Genomic DNA, 21093 nt, shown 5'->3' with positions numbered 1-21093 from the left:
TTCCATTATCGGTTTTCAGAACCTCCAGACAAATAGTAACTACATGCATTAATTGTATATACTCAACTTAGGATGTACACTGTATATATTGGTATTGGCCAGTTCCTCAGAGTCTGGTATACGGTATAAATAATACTTGCTGTTTACGACAAACTCACTCTTATCAGGGAAGTTAAAGATACGGTGTCCCTGTGGAGTTATAGCGACAGTTTGTTCTGCCCCATTTCCGTCTTTGTAAGTATAGTCTATCTTGGGCGTTTGAGGATAATTTTCCCTTACCACATTTTGTTGGTTGCGGATGATATCTATCAGTCCAAAACCTTCTCCGAAAAGTTCCTTGCGGCGTTCCAGCCAGATCGCATCTAACAAGTCCTGTCCGGTCAATCCCGATACGGTTGTGGCACCTCTGGCCGATTTCAGATCATTGAGTATGGTTATTGCTCCGGCATCATTCAGTCTGGCTTTTGCCTCTGCGTTGATCAGGTAAATCTCGGATGTTCGCATCAGTACAATATCTCCGGTGAAATCTTCCCTGAACTTGAACTTAGCATAGCGCATCCACACAAAAGCTTCGCTGGCAGGGTCTTTTCCCGGATCGGTAGCCCAAAAGATCAGGTCTTTCCTGTAATCGCCATCGTTGAAGTAATCGCGGAAATAAGGATCGGCATTGAAACTGAAGTAATAACTTCCGTTTGTGGTTACGTCCAGATAATGGAACTGGTAGCTGGCATCGCTTTGATCTGCTGTTTGAGGGTGTCCCCATATCCATTCTTTGTTATCTACGCTGTTGAAGCCCGATTTATACTCACTTTCTCCCATCAGATAATCATTCAGAGCCAATAGTTGATCCGAATAGTCTTCGGCCTTTTCCCAATCACGGGAATAGAGTGCAGCCCGGGACAACAATCCAAGAACCACCTGTGTATCTACTTTATACTTTGATGTACGGGAATAGTTTGCAGGTATAAGTTTTAGAGCTTCTTCGAGATCGCTGATAGATTGAGCATATACTTCGCTTACACTGGCTGCAGGTTTGCCTTCTGTACTCGCATCCGAAGGTTCTGTATAGATCGGGGCGCACACGGCGTCGGGATCTTTGTCAATAGCAAAAGAATAACTTGATGCCAGATGCAGGTACATGAATCCACGCAAGGCATAAGCCTGTCCTTTGATTCTGTTCTTTTCTTCCTGACTGCCTGTGGATCCGTCAATGTATTTAATAACGCCGTTGACGTTGTTTATTATGCGGTATGCCAGCAGCCAGCTCAATGTATTAGTTCCGCCCTTGCCATATATAGCAGTAAAGGTGTAGTGATCTCTGAAACCATAGCGTGTATTCACTACAACATCAGAACTCATGGCATCGTTGGCTCTCAACATAGCTCCGTATCCGGGGTTTGCATAAGAGTTGAATGTTTCCATCAGGTACGACCATGCTCCGATTATTACTTTTTCGGCATCGTTGGTCGTATTGAACACAGCTCCTGAGTTGACTGATGTAGTCGGGTTTGTATCCAGATCGCAGGCTGTGAACGACGATATAGAGAGTATTCCGGCAAATATATATTTGATAATCTGTTTCATTGCTTATTCTTCTTTAATAGTTATAGTTTTACGTTCAGGCCGAAAGAGATCGTTCTCATTGTCGGATATCTGTAATAAGTTGTTCCGTCGAATGTCTGTTCGGGATCTAATCCTTGCTCTTTTGTTATTGTAAACAGGTTCTCAGCTTGTACAAATATATTCGCATTTTTCACTCCAACCGGAATCAACCAACTTTTAGGGAATGTATATGAGAGTGTTACAGTCTTTAGGCGCAGGTATGAGCGATCTACAAGAAAGCGGGTAGATTGATTAGTCCAGGAGCTTTTAGGTTCTGTTGTCAGGCGAGGGATATCTGTGTCCCTGTTCTCCGGAGTCCACCTGTCGAGCATATCCACACTCCATGTCCTGCCTGCCGATCCCTGATGTTGTAGCGATAGTTTATCTCCATTGTATATCTTACCGCCTATTGTATATGCGAACAAGGCAGACAACTCGAAGCCTTTAAACGATAGGTCGGACTGGAATCCTCCCGATAAGTCGGGTAAGGAAGAACCACTCTTTACCCTGTCCTTAGTAGCTGTGGAAGAATAATCTTCAGTAATTATTTTTTCGCCTGCGTCATTGTATTTGTACCATTGAGGCTCGCCGTTCTCCGGATTTACTCCTGCCCATTCGACCAGATAGAAATCGTAAAGAGAGCCGTCTTTTACCCATTTTTTTGTTCCACTCCACATTTCTGCCGATGGCAGGGAGGTTATTTTATTTTTGTATGTAGTAGCATTTGCCGACAGTTTCCATTTCCAGTCTTTGGTAGATACCGGATAGCCTTCGAGAGTGAACTCCCAACCGTAGTTTTTCACGGCGCCTATATTCTGGCTTGTAGATGAAAATCCGGAAGATGGAACTAAGTTTTTGCTGAACAGCAAGTCTTTTGATTTGCGCTCAAAGAATTCAACCGAGCCACTCAGACGGTTATTGAAGAAACCGAAGTCGAGACCGATATTCAGGTTCAGGTTGGTTTCCCAACTCAGATCCGGTGTTGCCAGACGTGATGCGATCAGACCTGATTCACCCAGATTGTTTTGTATAGAATAGAGTGCCTGATAGGCGTAATAGCCGATATTATCGTTTCCTTGCGCACCATAGCTGGTTCTTAGCATCAGGTTAGATAACCATGTATTTTTGGCATTCACCAGGAATGACTCTTCAATCAATCTCCATGAACCGCCAACCGACCAGAATGTTCCCCAGCGTTTATCAGGATGGAAGCGTGACGATCCGTCGGAGCGTACCGAGGCAGAAAGGAAATACCTGTTATCGAAAGAATATTCACCGCTTCCGAAGAAGCTCAGCAATTTGTATTGGTCACTGTTGCCATAGAAACTACTAAGCAAAGAGGCGGCGTCCGGTTCATAGAATCCATCCATAATTACTTTCTGACGTGATCCGCCAAAGTTGGAAGTATTGAACTCGTAATATTCATGTCCGGCAAGCAGATGTATCTTATGCACACTGTTTATATCTTTTGAATAATTGATTACATTGTTGATAGTTGTCCCTGTCGTACGTGTATTCGATTTGCTTACACTACCTCCCGATACGGCGCTGGGGCCATATGTAGGGTTTGTATAATAATGATCGAAACGGCTATTGTAGTCAATATTGACCGAAGATCGCAGTGTAAGGTCTTTTACCGGCTCTATTTGGATATATCCTCTGATAGATGCGGCATCTCGTTTGATACGGTTAAGATCATGCGGCATGGAACCAAGTAGATTGTAGCGTGCATAGGAGGTTGCCCGGTATGCCCCGTAGTCAAATATACGCTCCCCTGTTTCAGGATCGGTTAAGTATGCTCCTGTTGCCAGATCGCGCTCATATACCGGATAGAACGATGGTACAGCCCGTCCGAACAAGATTACATTAGAGATAGCCGAGTCGTCTTGTTTCGGATAGTCCTGAACGGAATGCGTGCCTGATACATTTACTCCTATTTGCAACCACTTCTTTATATCCGAAGATATATTGGCTCTGAGTGTATAGCGTTTAAATCCGGATTCTATCACTGCTCCCTGGTCGTCAAGGTAGCCTGCCGATACGTAATATTTGGAATTACTGCTTCCCCCGCTAACTTTTACATTGATATCTGTATAGTGCGCATTTTGAGAGAGTGCGTCATTCCAATCGTCATTCCACAAGGGGTTAAGCCCTGCCTTTAGTTTTCCGTCGAGGCCTACCGGTTCGGGATTACCTGTTCCATAAGGGTTTATACCAATCATCCCAGCTATATTTGATGATGCGTATGCGGCGGCATCAGCGGCGTTTAAGCCATTGTCGAGCCTGTTATTTCGCAATGCCTCCCAGAATAGTTCAAAATATTGGTTTGTTGTTAGTTGGTCATAATCGCGGCGGGCTCTGTCCGAGAAACCAAATTTGGACGTAAGCTCCACAGTGGGAGCTTCTCCTTTTTGTCCTTGTTTGGTTGTGATCATGATAACCCCATTGGCAGCCCTTGATCCGTACAATGTGGCTGAAGCAGCGTCTTTCAATACAGATATAGACTCTATATCTGATGAGGCGATAGAAGACAAACTTCCGTCGTAAGGGACTCCGTCTACTACATAGAGAGGAGAACTGGACGCATTGACAGAGCCAATACCTCTGATTCGTATGGTAGCGTCCGAACCAGGCTGCCCAGTGGATGAAAATGATTGCAAACCGGCAACTGTCCCTTGCAAAGCTTTCGATACATTACTTACCTGCGATTTTTCTATTATATTGCCACTTATAACTCCCGCAGAACCTGTGAAAGTCGATTTCCGGGCCGTACCGTAAGGAACTGTTATTATAACTTCGTCCAGTTCGGTTTCGTTTTCTTTCAATGTAACGTTGATAGGATTACCCGATAATACTTGTACCTCATATTGTTCGAACCCGACAAAGGTGTAAACCAGATAGTCATTTCTCTTTGCAGGAATACTGTAATTACCGTCTATATCGGTTATGGTTCCTGTACGTATATCACTTTTCAGATAGATAGTTACACCCGGTAGTCCTGTTCCGGATGCGTCTGTTACTTGTCCTTTTATTATATAGGTGCCGCTTCCTTGCGCAAACCCGGCCAACAAAAAGACATTAAATAATAAGAGTAGTTTGATTCTTTTCAATTTCCACATAGTAATTCATTAATTTTATACCAACAATCGTTTACTTAATACTGATCCTGTTAAAAACCGATAATATTTGCTACAAAATTATAATGACCGGATAGGGTGTGAAATCCCTTTTATATGGTATTTATATACCGTGAATATGGTATGGGAAAGTCAGAATGATCATCTTTGGCTGACGAAAATGATAAATACTAAAGCTTTGCCGTATTTATCTGGTTATTAAAGTTTGTTGGCAACTTAACTACTTTTGAGTTTTAGGGATGTTAATTGCCTTATCAACCGTTAATTCGTATTATGCTCAAATTGTATAAAAATAAAAGTAAGATAAGCCTCTACAAAACAACAAAATAGTAAAATCTTATTTTTAATTTACAAAATATTATAAAATATGTAGCTTAATCATTCAAATGTATAAGCAAGATTGTGTAAATTTGAAGCTAGAAAGTATCTGTAGTCTGAAGCGAGTTCGGACATAAAGATAAAGCACTTTGGTTGTTTTTAATGCTACAGTGTTAGTTAAGGAAATAATAGTAGTAGAAAAAAGAATTATTAAGTAAACAATAATATAATAAAAGAATCGACATGCTACAAGAATTTACGCTAAGCGAAGGGAAAGCAATAATCAACTACACTCTTAAATTTTGCGATACACGTCAGAAGATACTAGACAGTTACGGATTCCGTAGGGTAATCGAGGTTTTTGTTCAGAAATTGAAGAAAAACGAGATCATCATTTACGAATATTACATGAAAGAATTTAAAACCGATGAAGAGTTTGAAAAAACGCTTATTGAAGCATTCAAACTACTTACAGTTTTGAATCCCAACGAAATAAAAAATGTACATAATAAATATGCCATATTCTTCAATGACAAAGATATGTTCATCGAACTGATCGAACTTCTTTACACATTCTGGAGAAGTCTTGAAAGATATGCTATTGTACATAACAGCGAGATAGGAAACGGTTTGCAGAATGTGCGTTTCATGCAGGCTAACGAACTTTTCAACGAACTGGTTCTGTCTATCTACCGCCGTGTCGAAGAAACAGTTATGGGCTATCAGCACAGGGTATACCGTCAGCTTACAGCCGGAGCAAATGCAGCGCTTACACTTAGCGATATCAACTGGAACTGCCCTGTTGAATACAACGGTCTGTCAGCTATACCGTTTATTACAGCTGCCATGTTTAAGCCGCCTTTTATTTCTTACACAAAAAGGAATACCCGCGACGGCATATTCCAGGAGCATCAAACAAATCCGATAGAAAACATTGTCTTGAACGAAGATGACTGGTTCCTTTATCCTGCTAAAGTAGGTAATATGCTTACTTTTGTTTATTTCCATAAAGACTTTATGGTACACGGATTTGCCCTGTCCAACCTGTTCGAACTGGCAAAGGAAAGCGAATATATCGGTAAAAAACCGGATATCATTTATGTATTCGGTTATCCTGACGGACATGAAGAAAAACGTACATTCTACTACAAAGATAAAGTTAACAACATACTGATCGGTTATGCCAATCATTGTGACGACATAGACTATTTCGGTTACATGAAAAAGATGTTGCTGACCCTCCACAATGTGAAGCAAATGGAGTACGGATGTCTTCCTATCCACGGAGCGATGGTAAATATCCTCCTCAAAAACGGTAAGGAAGCCAATATCATTATCATGGGAGACAGCGGTGCCGGAAAATCGGAAAGCCTCGAAGCCTTCCGTACACTGAACGAAAAATATATCCGTCATATGCGTATTGTATTCGATGATATGGGATACCTAAAGAAAGAAGAAGACGGCACCATTAAGGGCTATGGTACAGAGATCGGTGCATTTGTCCGTATCGATGACCTCGATCCAATGTATGCGTTCCAGCAATTGGAAAGAGGTATCTATACCAATCCTGACAAAGTAAATGCCCGTATCACCATACCAGCTGCGACCTACGACGTGATAATGAAAGGATATAAAGTGGATTACTTCCTTTATGCCAATAATTATACCGAGACAGAGCAGAAGATTAAATTCTTCGACAATCTGGATGAGGCGATCACCGTTTTCGAAGCCGGTGCGCGCAAAGCCAAAGGTACAACAACCGAAAAAGGACTTGTGACATCATACTTCGCCAATCCGTTTGGCCCTGTACAGGAAAAAGAGCCGGCAGGAAAACTGATAAAGCAATACTTCACTGATATGAATAAAAATGGAGTGAAAATAGGCGAAATACATACTTCCCTGGCTATAGAAGGACATAGTAAAGATGGCCCTCAAATGGCTGCAGAAGAATTGTTTACTTTGATAAATGAATAATCATTATTACAGAAAATAAAGGCACTATGACGATCTTTCTTATCATCCCGGTAAGGAAGATTGTCTTGAAATAATGAACATTCGACTGTTTTTAACGTTTTATATTGTGTACTTATCTGATAAAACAATAATTAACGATATAATATGAATAATTTGCAACAATCGTTGATGCATAACAACATCAAGCTTTTGGGCGATCTGCTGGGTAAAACCATAGGCGATGCCAAAGGGCAGGATGTGGTAGACCTTGTCGAAACCGTACGACGACTATCCAAAGCATCACATTCAGGAGACATCGAAGCCCATAAATCATTGGTTAAGACATTGCAAAATCTTAATGACGGGCAATTTCTTCCGGTGGCCAGGGCATTCAACCAGTTCCTGAATCTGACAAATACAGCAGAACAATACAATAGTGTATCGCCGCATGCTCAGGGATCGGAAAATCCTGTTGATTTCCCTAAAATATATGCAAAACTGAAAGATGCCGGATTAAGTGATGGTGATATCATAAAGGAGATAGAAAACATATCTATCGATCTTGTATTGACAGCCCATCCCACCGAGATCAACAGACGTTCGCTGATCAACAACCTCAATCAGGTAGATCATTGCCTGGGGATGCTCGATCATGATGACCTGGCCGACCATCAGAAAACGCAAATACTAAGGAGGCTTAAACAACTCGTGGCCCAGTATTGGTACACTGACGAAATAAGACAGAACCGTCCTACGCCGAATGAAGAAGCCAAATGGGGGTACGATGCTATAGAGAATAGCCTTTGGGTGGCTGTACCTGCATTTATACGTGAACTTGACGAACAGATAAGGAATACAATTCCTTATAAGTTGCCGATCGATGCCCGTCCGATACATTTCTCATCATGGATGGGGGGAGACCGTGACGGAAATCCTAATGTAACGGCAAAAGTAACGCATGATATATTGTTCGATAGCCGTAAAAGAGCTGCCAAGCTATTTCTTGAAGACATTGAAATACTGGTGAAGGAACTTTCTATGGCAGCATGTACCAAAGAACTTCGCGATTACATCAACGACTATGAGGTACAGGAGCCATACAGGGAACTAATGAAAAGGCTGCGCTCTAAGCTGAAAAAAACAATCACCTATCTGGATGGAAAGATTGAAGGTAAAAATCCTGAGTTGACAGAAGATATACTTATTCATAACGAACAGATATGGGAACCTTTACATGAGTGCTACAAATCGCTTGTAGAGTGCAAAATGGAGATAATTGCTGAAGATAAGTTGCTGGATACCATGCGCCGTGTACGTTGTTTCGGACTGACACTGGTGCAGGTAGATATCCGTCAGGAAAGCACGGTTCATACGGAAGCCTTATCAGAGATAACCCGCTACCTGGGTCTAGGTGATTATGAAACATGGAACGAAGACGAAAAACAAGCTTTCCTTATCAAAGAGCTTAACTCGAAGCGTCCGCTTATACCTCATAACTGGCAACCTAGTCCGCAAACAAAAGAAGTGCTGGACACCTGCCAGGTCATTGCAGAAACACCAAAAGGAGTTATTCCCACTTACGTGATATCGATGACACGCACGCCGTCTGATATCATGGCTGTGTACCTGCTTCTTAAGGAAGCGGAATGCCCTTATACTTTGCCTGTAACACCATTGTTCGAGACTTTGAATGACTTGAACAATGCCAACGATATCATGCGCCAACTATTCAATATCAGCTGGTATAGAGGAGTTATCGAAGGTAAGCAAATGATAATGATAGGCTACTCCGATTCGGCTAAAGATGCCGGATCGCTTGCCGCAGGATGGGCACAATACAGGGCACAGGAAGCTCTGATAAAAACTTGTGGAGAGGCCGGGATTGCCCTTACGCTTTTCCATGGACGGGGAGGAACTGTTGGCCGTGGTGGCGGTCCCGCCAAAGTGGCATTGTTCTCACAACCTCCGGGATCATTGAAAGGTGGGCTCCGTGTTACTGAACAAGGAGAAATGATCCGTTTCAAACTGGGACTACCCGATCTGGCGATCAAAACATTATCATTATATACCGACGCTATACTCGAAGCTAACCTACTTCCACCTCCTGCGCCAAAACAGGAATGGAGAGAGCTGATGGACGAGTTGTCTGGCATTTCATGTAAGATATATCAGGGCATAGTGCGGGGCGATGAAGATTTTATCCCGTATTTCTATCAGGCGACACCCGAAGCCGAACTGGCACGTCTGCCGCTTGGTTCGCGCCCGGCGAAACGCCGTCCGAACGGAGGAGTAGAAAGCCTTCGTGCAATTCCTTGGATATTCGGCTGGACACAAAACCGTCTTATGCTTCCGGCGTGGCTGGGTGCAGGGCAGGCTCTGCAGGAAACCATCGATAATGGGAAAATGGAAACCCTGAAAACGATGTACAAAGACTGGCCTTTCTTTGGCACACGCATCAGTATGCTTGAAATGGTCTTTGCAAAAGCCGACTTGCGGATGGCAGAATATTATGATGAACGTTTGGTAGACAACAGCCTGCTTCATCTGGGTAAGAAGTTGAGAAGCCAGCTGGAAAGCGATATCAAAACGATCTTACGCATTTCCGAAGATGAATTCCTGATGGAAGCCTTGCCTGATGTAGCAGAAAATATAGCGATGCGTAATATCTATACGAATCCGTTGAATCTGTTGCAGGTAGAATTATTGCACAGGACAAGAAAAGAAGAAGAACATTCTTCAGAACTTGAACTGGCACTAATGATTACCATATCGGGTATTGCTGCAGGAATGCGTAATACAGGATGATGTAAAAGAATTATAAGTTATAAATTATGAGTTATGAATTGGCTAACGCCGAACGTTGTTTCGAAGAATCGGCAGAACCTATGATGAGAGGAAAAAAATTATTCTTCATTTTTAATTCTTAATTCTTCATTTTAAGTTTATGCAATATAAAATAACAGCGCCTGAAAATATAAATTCGTCTATACTATTACCTGCCTCGAAGAGTATCAGTAACAGAGCCCTTATACTTAATGCTTTAAGTATGGCGCCGTTCGGTATAGATAATCTTTCCGATTGCGATGATACGAATGTTATGGTCGATGCTTTCAAATCGGGGAGCAATCTTATAGACGTAAAAGCCGCGGGAACATCGATGCGTTTCCTTACGGCATTCTTGGCTATTACACCGGGAGAATGGATAATTACAGGTACCGAGCGGATGAAAGAACGACCTATCTATATACTGGTAGACGCTTTGATTTCCCTTGGTGCGCGGATCGAATATCTGGGTAAGATAGGTTATCCTCCACTCAAGATAAAGGGTACGGCCCTCAATGGGGGGGACATCTATCTATCGGGAGACGTCAGTTCTCAGTTTATATCGGCTTTACTGATGATAGCTCCTACCATGAGCAAAGGGTTGACTATTCATTTGGAAGGTAACGTTATATCGGTTCCTTACATTAAGCTCACTTTAGGTATGATGGCTCAGTATGGTGTGAAAACACACTGGGACGGAAATATTATAAAAATTCATCCTGAAGAATACAGGCCGACAACTAATTACCTGGTAGAATCGGATTGGTCGGCAGCATCATATTGGTACGAAATGGTTGCGCTTGCAGAAGAGGCGAGAGTTGAACTGAAAGGCCTCTTCAGGAATAGTATGCAGGGTGATTCTAAAGTGTCTGAACTGTTTCTTGACCTTGGTGTGGTCACAGAGTTTACAAATGAGGGAGTTGTACTGACAAAGAAAAATAGTAAGACCAAAAAGATGTTCCACAATTTTGTGAACGAACCTGACTTGGCTCAAACCTTTGTCGTAGCTTGTTGTCTGATGGATGTTCATTTTATGTTCACCGGGCTGCAGAGTCTGAAAATTAAGGAAACTGACCGCATAGAGGCTCTGAAAACCGAAATGAAAAAATTGGGCTACCTGATAAAAGACAGTGAAAACAGCATATTGGAATGGGATGGCGAACGATGCGAAACCACGGAAAATGATCCTGTGATAAAGACATATGAAGATCACCGTATGGCTATGGCATTTGCTCCTGCCGCAATAATGCTAGGCAATATAATTATAGCCCATCCGAATGTTGTGACTAAATCATATCCGGCATTCTGGAACGATCTTAAGAAAGTAGGTTTTGATGTAACTGAATAAAATCAGTCTAAACGATATCCGAACTGGCGGAGCAGGTTATCCCTGCTTCGCCAGTCTTTTTCTACTTTGACGAATATTTCCAGGAATATCTTTTTATCGAAGAAACGTTCAATGTCTTTGCGGGCAGCAGTCGCAACCTTTTTCAGGGCTGCTCCTTTGTGGCCTATGATTATTCCTTTTTGTGTATCCCTCTCCACGACAATCAGTGCTCGTATGTTGATTATATCTTTTTCTTCCTTAAACTCTTCAACAATTACCTCAACAGCATAAGGCACCTCTTTCTGATAATAAAGCAGGATTTTTTCCCGTATAATTTCTGTCACAAAGAAACGGGCCGGGCGATCGGTCAATGCATCTTTTTCGAAATACGGCGGCGACTCAGGAATTAAATCCTGAATCCGTCTTTTAATAATATCTATATTGAACTTGTTCAATGCCGATATAGGATATATTTCGGCTTTTGGCAATAACTCTTTCCACTGGGCAACAAGTTCTTCCAGTTCCTTTTGGTTTGTCTGGTCTATTTTGTTTATCAATAGTAATACAGGGGCATCCACCTTTTGCACTTTCTGCAAAAATTCTTCGTTTTTGGAAGTCTTCTCTATCACATCGGTCACATAAAGAAGCACATCGGCATCGCTTAGCGCCGATTCGGAAAAGCCCAGCATCGACTCCTGCAATTTATAATTGGGACGCAGCACACCGGGAGTGTCGGAATACACGATCTGGTATTCTTCTGTATTTACAATGCCCAATATACGATGACGTGTGGTCTGAGCCTTCGATGTTATGATAGAAACTTTCTCTCCAACAAGGAGATTCATTAAAGTTGACTTCCCTACGTTGGGATTACCTACAATATTAACAAACCCTGATTTATGCATTAAAAATATTTTTTCTGTATTGATTGACAAAAGTACAAAAGATTCTGTAAAGAAAGGTTTTTTTAGTTCATGTTGCCGGTAATAATATTTATATCTATATGAACCGGTGTTGGTAGTTAGCAAATAGTAGTTTTTATTATACTGAAGAACGAGGCATCATCTACCAATAACTTTAATTCTCTTCCTTTAAGCATGACCAATTTGTTAAAACCTGACATTCCTTACACTTGATTCAGTTAACAAAAAAGTTACAAAAGTTACACTTTTGCAGCTTTTTCAATCAAAACCTGACACTTTCCAGTCAACAGTTAGCAGTTAACAAAAAATACTTATAACTTCTCATCCCATCGGATTACAACCAACGGTCAACGGAGAGAAATATAGTTAAGTCCCAAAAAACGAAAAACTTGTTTACTTGTCAACTTTATCCATTTCAAAGATCGCTTTCTATCCTCTACCAATTATCCTCTGATTATTAATGCAAATCAGTAGTTGGAATTATTAAATTATAGATAAAGTTTCCGGAGAAAAATGCAAGTTCCAATTATTGATTTTGTATTTTATTATAGTTATTTTTAAGGAAGATTATTTGTTTATATTAAGCAGATCACAAAAAACATACCTGTAGTGAAAGTGATTTTCGTGAATATGTTTAATAACATTTTTCTAAAATATGTATTTTGGTAACTGGTTGATGTATAATTTTTTAATTGTATGATCTGTTATTTTGTGTGCGCACACATGTTGTGTATTTAATTAATAGTTATACATTTGTAATATGAATTTGTGTGTGCGCACACACTAGCGCGAAGGTAAAGAATTTGTTTTATATGAAAGAGAATGAAAATATACGCATAATAGATATAGCGAAACTTGCGGAAGTATCGCCAGGCACTGTCGACCGTGTTTTACATAACAGAGGTAAAGTATCACCGGAGAAAAGGGCTAAGGTGGAAAAAGTACTGAAAGAGATCAATTATGAGCCAAATATGGTGGCTCGTGTCCTTGCTTCCAAAAAAGTATACCGTTTTGCCGTGCTCGCACCTACATTTTCGCCCGGAGGGTATTGGCAGTTGGTTTGTGATGGTATAGACAGGGCTACTTCCGAACTTAAAAAATTTAATGTCAATACCGAATATTTTCAGTATAATCAGTATGACCGCAGATCTTTCGATAAGGCTGTAAAGGCATTTAAAGAAAAAGAATTTGATGGTGTTCTGATCGCTACTCAATTTGGAGAGCAGGTTATTAAACTATCGAAAGAACTGGATGAAAAGGAAATACCATACATCTATATAGATTCCGGCATAAAAGATCAAAACGACCTTTCATATTTCGGAGGAGATTCGTTTGCCAGCGGCATTATTTCGGCTAAATTGTTATTGAGGGAAGTCGGATTGGATGCTAATATATTCTTTGCTCATATACGATTCAAATACAATGAAATATCGGTTCAGATGAAGACCCGTGAGCTTGGGTTTATGGATTATCTGAACAAACAGGATTTCAAAGGAAAAATATATCAGGTCGAAGTCAATCCTGACGATCATACACAAAGTCTTGCCCAGTTAAATGAGATTGTAAGCAATAGTAACGGTCTTATCGGGGGTGTTGTGCTGAACTCCCGCATATATGAACTGATCAGCCTTCTGGATAAGATGGACAAGGATTTGAGTTCCCGTATACGTCTTATCGGGCACGACGCCATTGAGAGAAATATAGATGCCCTGGAGAAAGATAAAATATCATTTATCTTGTCGCAGCGTCCCGAAGTGCAGGGCTATGATGCAATAAAAGCTTTAGGCAACTATTTGCTGTTCAAACAAGCTCCCGATAAGGTAAATTATATGCCTATCGATATATTGATCAAGGAAAACATAAAATTCTATAACAATTATAAACTCTAAAAGACAATCTGATTTATGAACAACAATTTATTCTGTGTAAAAGATAAGGTAGTACTTATTACCGGAGGATGTGGAATACTGGGCTCTGATATGGCTCAATATCTTGCCGGACAGGGTTGTAAAGTAGTTATACTCGACAGGGTAGAAGACAAAGGAAAAGAGTTGGTCGATAAGATCAAGTCGGAAGGTGGCGAAGCTATGTTTCTTGTTACCGATGTGCTTAATAAAGAAACTCTGGAGAAGAACAGGGAAGATATAGTGAAGGCATATGGTAAGATAGATGTATTGGTGAATGCCGCCGGAGGAAATATGGCTGGCGCGACAATTCCACCGGATAAGAATATCTTCGACCTTGAAATTGATGCCTTCAAAAAAGTTGTGGATCTTAATCTCTTTGGAACAGTAATCCCCACTATGGTTTTTGCAAAATCGATGGTAGATAACGGTGCCGGAAACATTATCAATATCGCTTCCGAATCGGCATTGCGCCCGCTTACCCGTGTGGCAGGTTATGGTGCGGCAAAAGCTGCTGTTGCCAACTTTACAAAATATATGGCTGGTGAATTGGCTCTTAAATTCGGAGAGAATTTTCGTGTGAATGCTTTGGCTCCCGGCTTCTTTATTACGGCTCAGAACAAAGACCTGCTTCTTAATCCTGACGGATCATATACTGATCGTTCCAAAACTATTCTGGCACATACTCCATACGGACGTTTTGGTGAAGCTGACGAACTGTTAGGGTCACTTCATTATCTGATTGCCGATGCATCTAAATTCGTGTCGGGTACAGTTCTGGTTATCGATGGCGGCTTCGATGCTTTCTCGATCTAAGTTTTTCATTCATAATTTATAACTCATAATTTATAACTCATAATTTATATCATGATATTAAGTGAACAAACATGGCGCTGGTACGGACCGAATGATCCGGTATCTTTGGCCGATATAAAGCAGGCCGGAGCGACCGGCATTGTTACAGCTCTTCATCATATCAAGAATGGTGAAGTATGGACTGTAGAGGAAATACAGAAGCGGGTGGACATGATCGAAAAAATGGGACTTACATGGTCTGTTGTGGAAAGTATTCCCGTGCACGAGCATATTAAGACTCAGGAAGGCGATTATAAGAAATATATAGAAAATTATAAGGAAAGTATCCGTAATCTGGCGAAATGCGGGGTAATGATCGTTACTTACAATTTTATGCCGGTGCTCGACTGGACACGTACTGATCTGGCTTATACTATGCCTGACGGTTCAAAAGCTCTTCGTTTCGAACGTGCGGCTTTTATGGCTTTCGAACTTTTCATACTGAAGCGTCCGGGGGCAGAAGCGACTTATTCACAGGAGGATATTGCCAAGGCTATAGCCCGATACAGGGAAATGACACAGGAAGACAAAGACTTGCTCGTTCGTAATATGATCGCAGGACTTCCGGGAGCAGAAGAAAGCTTTACGCTTGAAGAATTTCAGGCGCAGCTTGACCGCTACAAAGGTATCGATGAAGAGACATTGAGAAAAAACCTGATCGAATTTGTACGTGAAATAGCTCCTGTTGCCGATGAGGTAGGGGTGAAGTTGGCAATCCATCCGGACGATCCTCCGTATGCTATCCTTGGATTACCTCGTATTCTGAGTACTGAGGCCGATTTCAATAAACTGGTGGAAGCCGTGCCTAACGAATCGAATGGGCTTTGTTTCTGTACAGGTTCATTCGGGGTAAGAGCCGATAACGACCTGCCGAATATGATAAAGCGTCTGGGCGACAGGGTGAATTTTGTACACCTTCGTTCCACACAACGCGATGTGGAAGGTAACTTCTACGAAGCAAATCATCTGGAAGGAGATGTTGATATGTACAATGTAATGAAAGGCTTTTTGGAAATCCAGCAAAAGCGCAACATCTCTATTCCTTTCCGCCCCGATCACGGGCATCAGATGCTCGACGACCTGAATAAGAAAACCAATCCGGGTTATTCCGGTATTGGTCGTTTGAGAGGCTTGGCTGAACTTCGCGGACTGGAAAAAGGGATAGCTCTTTCCCTGTATAAATAGAAGTACATTGTTTTTATAGGTTATATAGAATTAGAAGTGAGAAGGGTGGATATTTTATAAAATCCACCCTTTTTATATACAGTATAGTTAATGCTAATCAGTAAAAAGCTCTCGCAAAGGCGCTAAGACGCAAAGATAATTTCTGAGTAAAGGAAAAAGTGGAATTATTCCTTTCTTTATTCTTTGCGTCTTAGCGCCTTTACGAGAATATTTTAAATAAGCGATTATTTTTTGGTTATCGCTTTCTTTATGCCCTCCAGATTATCATTAAACTCGGCAAGCTGGGCAATAACCATTCCCGCCTGATTATTCTGGTCGATCCCCGAGAGCTTATTATTCTTATTGAATACCCCTTTGATATGTTCCCAGCGTTCACGGTCGGTATCATTCAATAGTCCTGCGATCTCTTTCAATTTAAGAAGGTTTGCTTCACTATCGGAAGTCAACGTTTGCGATTCGCTTTCGTAATGGGTCATTATCAGTTCGTTGATCTCTTTCTTATTCATCAGTGGCACAATCTGGCTCACCAGCTTATTCATATCACGGTACGATCCCTGCAATTTAAACGAAGGCTCGGTCCTGTATGAATCCTGCATAGCCGCACTTGCTATGTAGTTCTGATTCACTTTCAGCACCACATTTCTTACAGCGACAGCATTTTTCACTACGGCAATAAAACCGTCTACGTCCTGTTGTGTATGGTTCCCTTCCAAATCAGGCATCATTTCGCTCTTGGTTTCTATATAATCTACCAGATTATAGAAATCGGTAAAGCTCTTACTTGCTATTTTCTGCAAATATGGGTTTTCCACGATCGCATTTTCCAGTAAGCTCAACTTGAACAAGCTATCTGATCCTCCTATCACATCTCCCAGATTATATACATCGGCACGATTGGCCAACATATCCGGTATCTGGAATTTATCTCCACTTTCAGTATATGGGTTCCCTGCCATAATTACGCAGAAACGTTTTCCCCGCAGGTCGTAAGTCTTGCTTTCCCCTTCGAATATGCCGTCCATCTTACGCTGTCCGTCGGCCAGAGATATAAATTTCTGCAAAAATTCAGAACTACAATGTTGTATATCGTCAATGTATAACATCACATTGTCGGCCATTTCGAATGCAAGGTTGATCTTTTTAAGTTCTTCCCTTGCGCCCGACGTTTTGGCTTCTGACGGATCGATAGAAGTAATGGAATGCCCGATTGTAGGGCCATTGATCTTTACAAAATTCAGTCCCATGATATTTGCCAGATATTCCATCAGGGTAGTCTTTCCATATCCCGGAGGAGAGATAAGCAGCAGCATACCCATACGTGCCGTACGTTTGTTTTCTCCGGCAACGCCTAGTTGTTTAGCGAGGTTGGAACCGATCAGAGGGAGATAGGTTTCATTGATAAGTTTATTTCTTACAAACGAAGTTAATACACGAGGCTTTAGCTCGTTTATTTTCAATGATTTGCGATAGGACGAGATCAGGCGTTCTTTCGATTGCGCAAATTCGTTGAATGTAGGTACATCTATATTGGCAAAATGAGTAAGCTTGAGCATGAATTCATGATAATCGACAGAATAGATATTATTCACAATCACCGGGTGGCTGCCCCTCAGATCTTCGATAGTAATGCGGTCGCGGCTCTTTCTCATTTCGTGCTGGAAGTCGCTTAACAGGAGTATACATGAAGTTTCGCCTACATACTTATCGTATTTATTATGTTCATTGGCGACATCAATATAGGATAACAGCCAGTTACGTGTTAAATAAAAACGTTCTACATCACTGAATGATTCATCGGACAGATCTTCCTTAAAACTTTCCCATAACTTTTGTTTCTTGAGATAAGCCAGGAATTCCTTTTCAAGTTCTTTCGACTGTTCGCTGACTGTAAATGCCGGATTGTTTGCAAATTCATTGAATAAGTACAAAGCTATCCTTTGAGACTTCATCTGCGAGAAGTTGAATCGTGTATTCCATTTAGTAAACAGTTCTTCTATTTGCTTTATCACATACTGATAATTATTGGATGCAGGAAATGCTTTCAATACATTATTGGCTGAAATGATCAGTCCGTGCAGCAGTTTCTTTTCAACCGGATCGACGCTATGCCAGAATAATTGCGCAGCCACACGTATTTTAGGGCGGAAAGATAATATTCCCAGTTCGTCATATACCGAAACAAGATTTTTGTAGATGGTCAGCGCATCGAAGTCGTGCACACCTTTCATATACGATTCAGAATAGTTTTGCTCTACACGTCTTGTTATATATTCCTCTGCATTAAAATCCTTATTGTTCAACTTTTCATTGAATGCCAGATACGCCAGGTATTCGGCACGGTAAACATCTTTATTCTCTGAAACAACCTCCTGCTCCCATATATTCCGGTAGCCGTTTATAGCTTCGTCCCTCATTTCATGGAAAAAGTTTGTGCCAGTCAGGTGATACATCAATCTGTCCTCGCGGCGTACAACAGTAAGATCGAGCGATTGCTTGTTGACTGCGAATTTATGGTTGCCAAGGGCGATAATGTTTTCACCATCTACAAACAATTCGGTTTTATCTTTCAGTATGCGCAGTGCATCCTCAAGGGAAGTTTTCAGGCTGTTTTCCAGATTTTCAGCTTTTGACACATCTCCCAGGTTTTTGAGGTCTTCTGCCAGTTTCCGCACCTTATCCACCATCAGATCGGTGGAGTAGAAGGCCTGTATTTCTTCTTTCGATTTGAAAGACTGCGCTTTATTCTCAACGTTCTTTAGTACGCGCAGGCCGATCTGTTCCAGTGATGCCGTCCTTCGGTTTATCTGTTCGATCAACTGGGCTTTGCGGCCGTCAAATACTTTAACTACTTCGTTACGCTTGTCGGCAATGGTGGAAATGAAATCGTCAAAATCGGCGAATTTGCTTTCCAGTTCCTCTATCTGCACACTGACTTTGGTGAAGTATTCATCGCTCTTATCGGGGCTGGTTGCCAGCTCCAGATAATTGACAATGCTTTGCTCCAAGAGAGTTAGTTGAGCACGGAATTCTCCGGTAGCTTCTTTGCTTTTCAGTGAATCGAGCTTCTTTTTAAGGAGCGCCCTGACTTCGTTCAACGAAGCAAAGATCAGTGATATTTTCTCAATTATCCTTGTTGTCTGGGTTGTGTCGTCGATTTTCAGGCTGTTCAGTATATCGATCAGCAATTCGAGTTCCGAAGATATCAGTTTGCAGTTCTCTTCTATCTTATTGGCATCTATTACTTTCTTGACCTTTTCTACTTCGCCTCTTTGTTCAATAACTTTTGTTTCGTATGGAATAAGAGCCTCGTCCCGAAGCAGGAATTCAACCGTTTTGGTAGAAAGTTTATTTCCCGTATCGGATAATACACCTTTTAATTCCTCTGTTTTTCCGGTATCGATGTATTTCTGGTTATTCAGTTCTATGACCTCACCCTGCATTCTACGGGTTTCGGCCAGTAGCTTTACCAATTTTTCGAGTGAATCGTATTTTGTATTCTTTATGGAGAATAGCAGCGCATCCACTTTATTTATGGTAGATGCGAGCACTTCTTCGGCATGTTTTTTCTGGGCTTTTACCTTTTCAAACTCATCGATGGCTGTATTTGCTATTTCTTTTATTTCAGCTAGCGGCTTGGCCAGATTGAATGTGTTTTCATCGGCAATCCAGAAATAAGCATCGATTACGTCATTCGATTTCTTTACAATATCTTCATATAACCCTTCATAGGTGTCTTCCTTATTGATCAGCAGGATCACTTCCTGCGACTCGGCCATTGCCTTTACAATATCCTTGTTACCTATCTTATAGAAAATATTATCCTTTTTTTCGTAATTCTCTATCAGCATGGCAGAGTAGGGGGTACGCCAAATCTGTACCTGATGGTGGCGGGTGGCTTCCTGCTCAGTACGGAAGAATACCAGTGTGCCATCGTGGAACAATGTGTGCCCATTGCAAATAATAGGGGTTTCTACCTGCTGGCGGATAATGTTGTACGACATCAGCACATAAGTGTTCCGCTCGTTCTGATAGAAGACATACAGGTAATCTTCGCCATTTGGTGAGGCTACTTTGCGGAAAAATTCAAGATTGGTGAACTCACTTTCAAATATCTTATAATCACCGTTTTGCAGGTAATAGCCATTAGGGAAAATGATTCCATGATTGTCAGGGAGTAATATTCCGGCATTATTCAGCATTTTTATATTTACTACTTCCTTTGTGCGGGTATTGAATACAAAAGTCCTGAAATCTTCCTGATACGGTTTTATCCTCACCAGAATGAGATTACCCAGATCGGCGTAGTAATACTCGGCATCGTCGAGTTGCTGGTCTTTATTTTCAACTTTTTCGGAATAGATACCTTTGCCGGTATCGGTATTGTTTTCTATTTTAAAGGTGATGTCACCGCCAATAGCTTCAATAAACACTTTATCGAGGATGGATATATGGGGATAAAGACCTAGCCGGCGGTCTTCGAGGGTTGTCTTAGTCCATTGAAATTCAAACTGAGGAGCTTTTACCACCTCGTGAATACTGCGGTCATCCTGATAGATAAGCCTGTTATTCTTGATAAGCCATTTGAAAGCTTTCAGGTCGTCCATGTTTTTACTGGTCTGGAAAACCATATAGAAATAATTCTCCGTTCTTCTGAACTTGGAGAATGTAGAATCCCTGTAATATTTATACAGGTTTTTGAAATCCGTTTCGAATACTGGATCGTTTATAAGTTCTAACGATTGAGGTATGAACTGGTTATTTTCGAATGAATAAATACTGAAAACATCGCTGAGCTGTATGTCGGTACGTAATCCGAAATGTACATTGTACCCGAATATATACAGGTCGCCCAGAGCCATTATACCTCTCGATACACAGTTATTCTCGGTGTTTATACGCTGGTTGGCGATCAGGGAAAATTCTGTGGAAGTGAAAACTTCTTTCCGGGCTTCGTTCAGAGAGCTCAGTCGTGACGCCAGGCTGTCTTTTTGTGCCTGAAGGCGTTTCCTTATGATCTCGTATGTTCCGGCTTCCAGTGTCTCAGCCTGTTTTATATCTGTTGACAT

The 21093-nt window shown here is 41.3% G+C and carries 10 protein-coding genes; 6 read left to right on the top strand and 4 right to left on the bottom strand.

Annotation, left to right across the window (positions count from 1 at the left end; all coding sequences use genetic code 11):
- Positions 1 to 48: 48 nt before the first annotated feature.
- Both GGR21_RS13070 and GGR21_RS13065 read right to left on the bottom strand, forming a co-directional pair.
- Positions 49 to 1584, bottom strand: a complete 1536-nt coding sequence (locus GGR21_RS13070) for a RagB/SusD family nutrient uptake outer membrane protein (RefSeq protein ID WP_183307682.1) — start codon at positions 1582 to 1584, stop codon at positions 49 to 51.
- A 20-nt stretch (positions 1585 to 1604) separates the two neighbouring features.
- Complete coding sequence (locus GGR21_RS13065) at positions 1605 to 4721, bottom strand: SusC/RagA family TonB-linked outer membrane protein (protein ID WP_183307681.1); 3117 nt, start codon at positions 4719 to 4721, stop codon at positions 1605 to 1607.
- A gap of 579 nt (positions 4722 to 5300) precedes the next feature.
- Here GGR21_RS13065 and GGR21_RS13060 point away from each other — a divergent pair.
- The 3 genes from GGR21_RS13060 to GGR21_RS13050 all read left to right on the top strand — a co-directional run bounded on the left by GGR21_RS13060 (position 5301) and on the right by GGR21_RS13050 (position 11181).
- Positions 5301 to 7031 (top strand): phosphoenolpyruvate carboxykinase (ATP), encoded by a 1731-nt coding sequence (locus GGR21_RS13060; RefSeq protein WP_183307680.1) that lies wholly within the window; start codon positions 5301 to 5303, stop codon positions 7029 to 7031.
- Positions 7032 to 7175: 144 nt separating this feature from the next.
- A complete protein-coding gene (ppc, locus tag GGR21_RS13055; RefSeq protein WP_183307679.1) occupies positions 7176 to 9815 on the top strand; it encodes a phosphoenolpyruvate carboxylase in 2640 nt (879 codons plus the stop codon).
- A 139-nt stretch (positions 9816 to 9954) separates the two neighbouring features.
- Positions 9955 to 11181, top strand: a complete 1227-nt coding sequence (locus GGR21_RS13050; protein ID WP_183307678.1) for a 3-phosphoshikimate 1-carboxyvinyltransferase — start codon at positions 9955 to 9957, stop codon at positions 11179 to 11181.
- A 2-nt stretch (positions 11182 to 11183) separates the two neighbouring features.
- Here the strand turns inward: GGR21_RS13050 and era are convergent, their stop codons facing one another.
- The gene (era, locus tag GGR21_RS13045; protein ID WP_183307677.1) at positions 11184 to 12065 is read right to left on the bottom strand and encodes a GTPase Era; all 882 of its coding nucleotides are present in this window, start codon (positions 12063 to 12065) and stop codon (positions 11184 to 11186) included.
- Between the two features lie 830 nt (positions 12066 to 12895).
- Here era and GGR21_RS13040 point away from each other — a divergent pair.
- Genes GGR21_RS13040 through uxuA form a run of 3 tightly spaced genes read left to right on the top strand, consistent with a single transcriptional unit; the run spans position 12896 to position 16027 of the window.
- On the top strand, positions 12896 to 13972 hold the full coding sequence (locus tag GGR21_RS13040) for a LacI family DNA-binding transcriptional regulator (RefSeq protein ID WP_183307676.1): 1077 nt from the start codon (positions 12896 to 12898) through the stop codon (positions 13970 to 13972).
- Between the two features lie 15 nt (positions 13973 to 13987).
- Positions 13988 to 14803: an SDR family oxidoreductase gene (locus GGR21_RS13035; RefSeq protein WP_183307675.1), complete on the top strand. Its 816-nt coding sequence runs from the start codon at positions 13988 to 13990 to the stop codon at positions 14801 to 14803.
- 51 nt (positions 14804 to 14854) lie between these two features.
- Complete coding sequence (gene uxuA, locus GGR21_RS13030) at positions 14855 to 16027, top strand: mannonate dehydratase (protein ID WP_183307674.1); 1173 nt, start codon at positions 14855 to 14857, stop codon at positions 16025 to 16027.
- 224 nt (positions 16028 to 16251) lie between these two features.
- Here uxuA and GGR21_RS13025 read toward each other — a convergent pair whose 3' ends face one another.
- Positions 16252 to 21093, bottom strand: coding sequence for a DNA repair ATPase (locus tag GGR21_RS13025; RefSeq protein WP_183307673.1), 4842 nt, complete (start codon positions 21091 to 21093; stop codon positions 16252 to 16254).

The sequence above is a fragment of the Dysgonomonas hofstadii genome (assembly GCF_014196915.1).
In the GTDB taxonomy this organism is placed as follows: domain Bacteria; phylum Bacteroidota; class Bacteroidia; order Bacteroidales; family Dysgonomonadaceae; genus Dysgonomonas; species Dysgonomonas hofstadii.
This window is presented reverse-complemented; position numbering and strand designations above follow the sequence as displayed.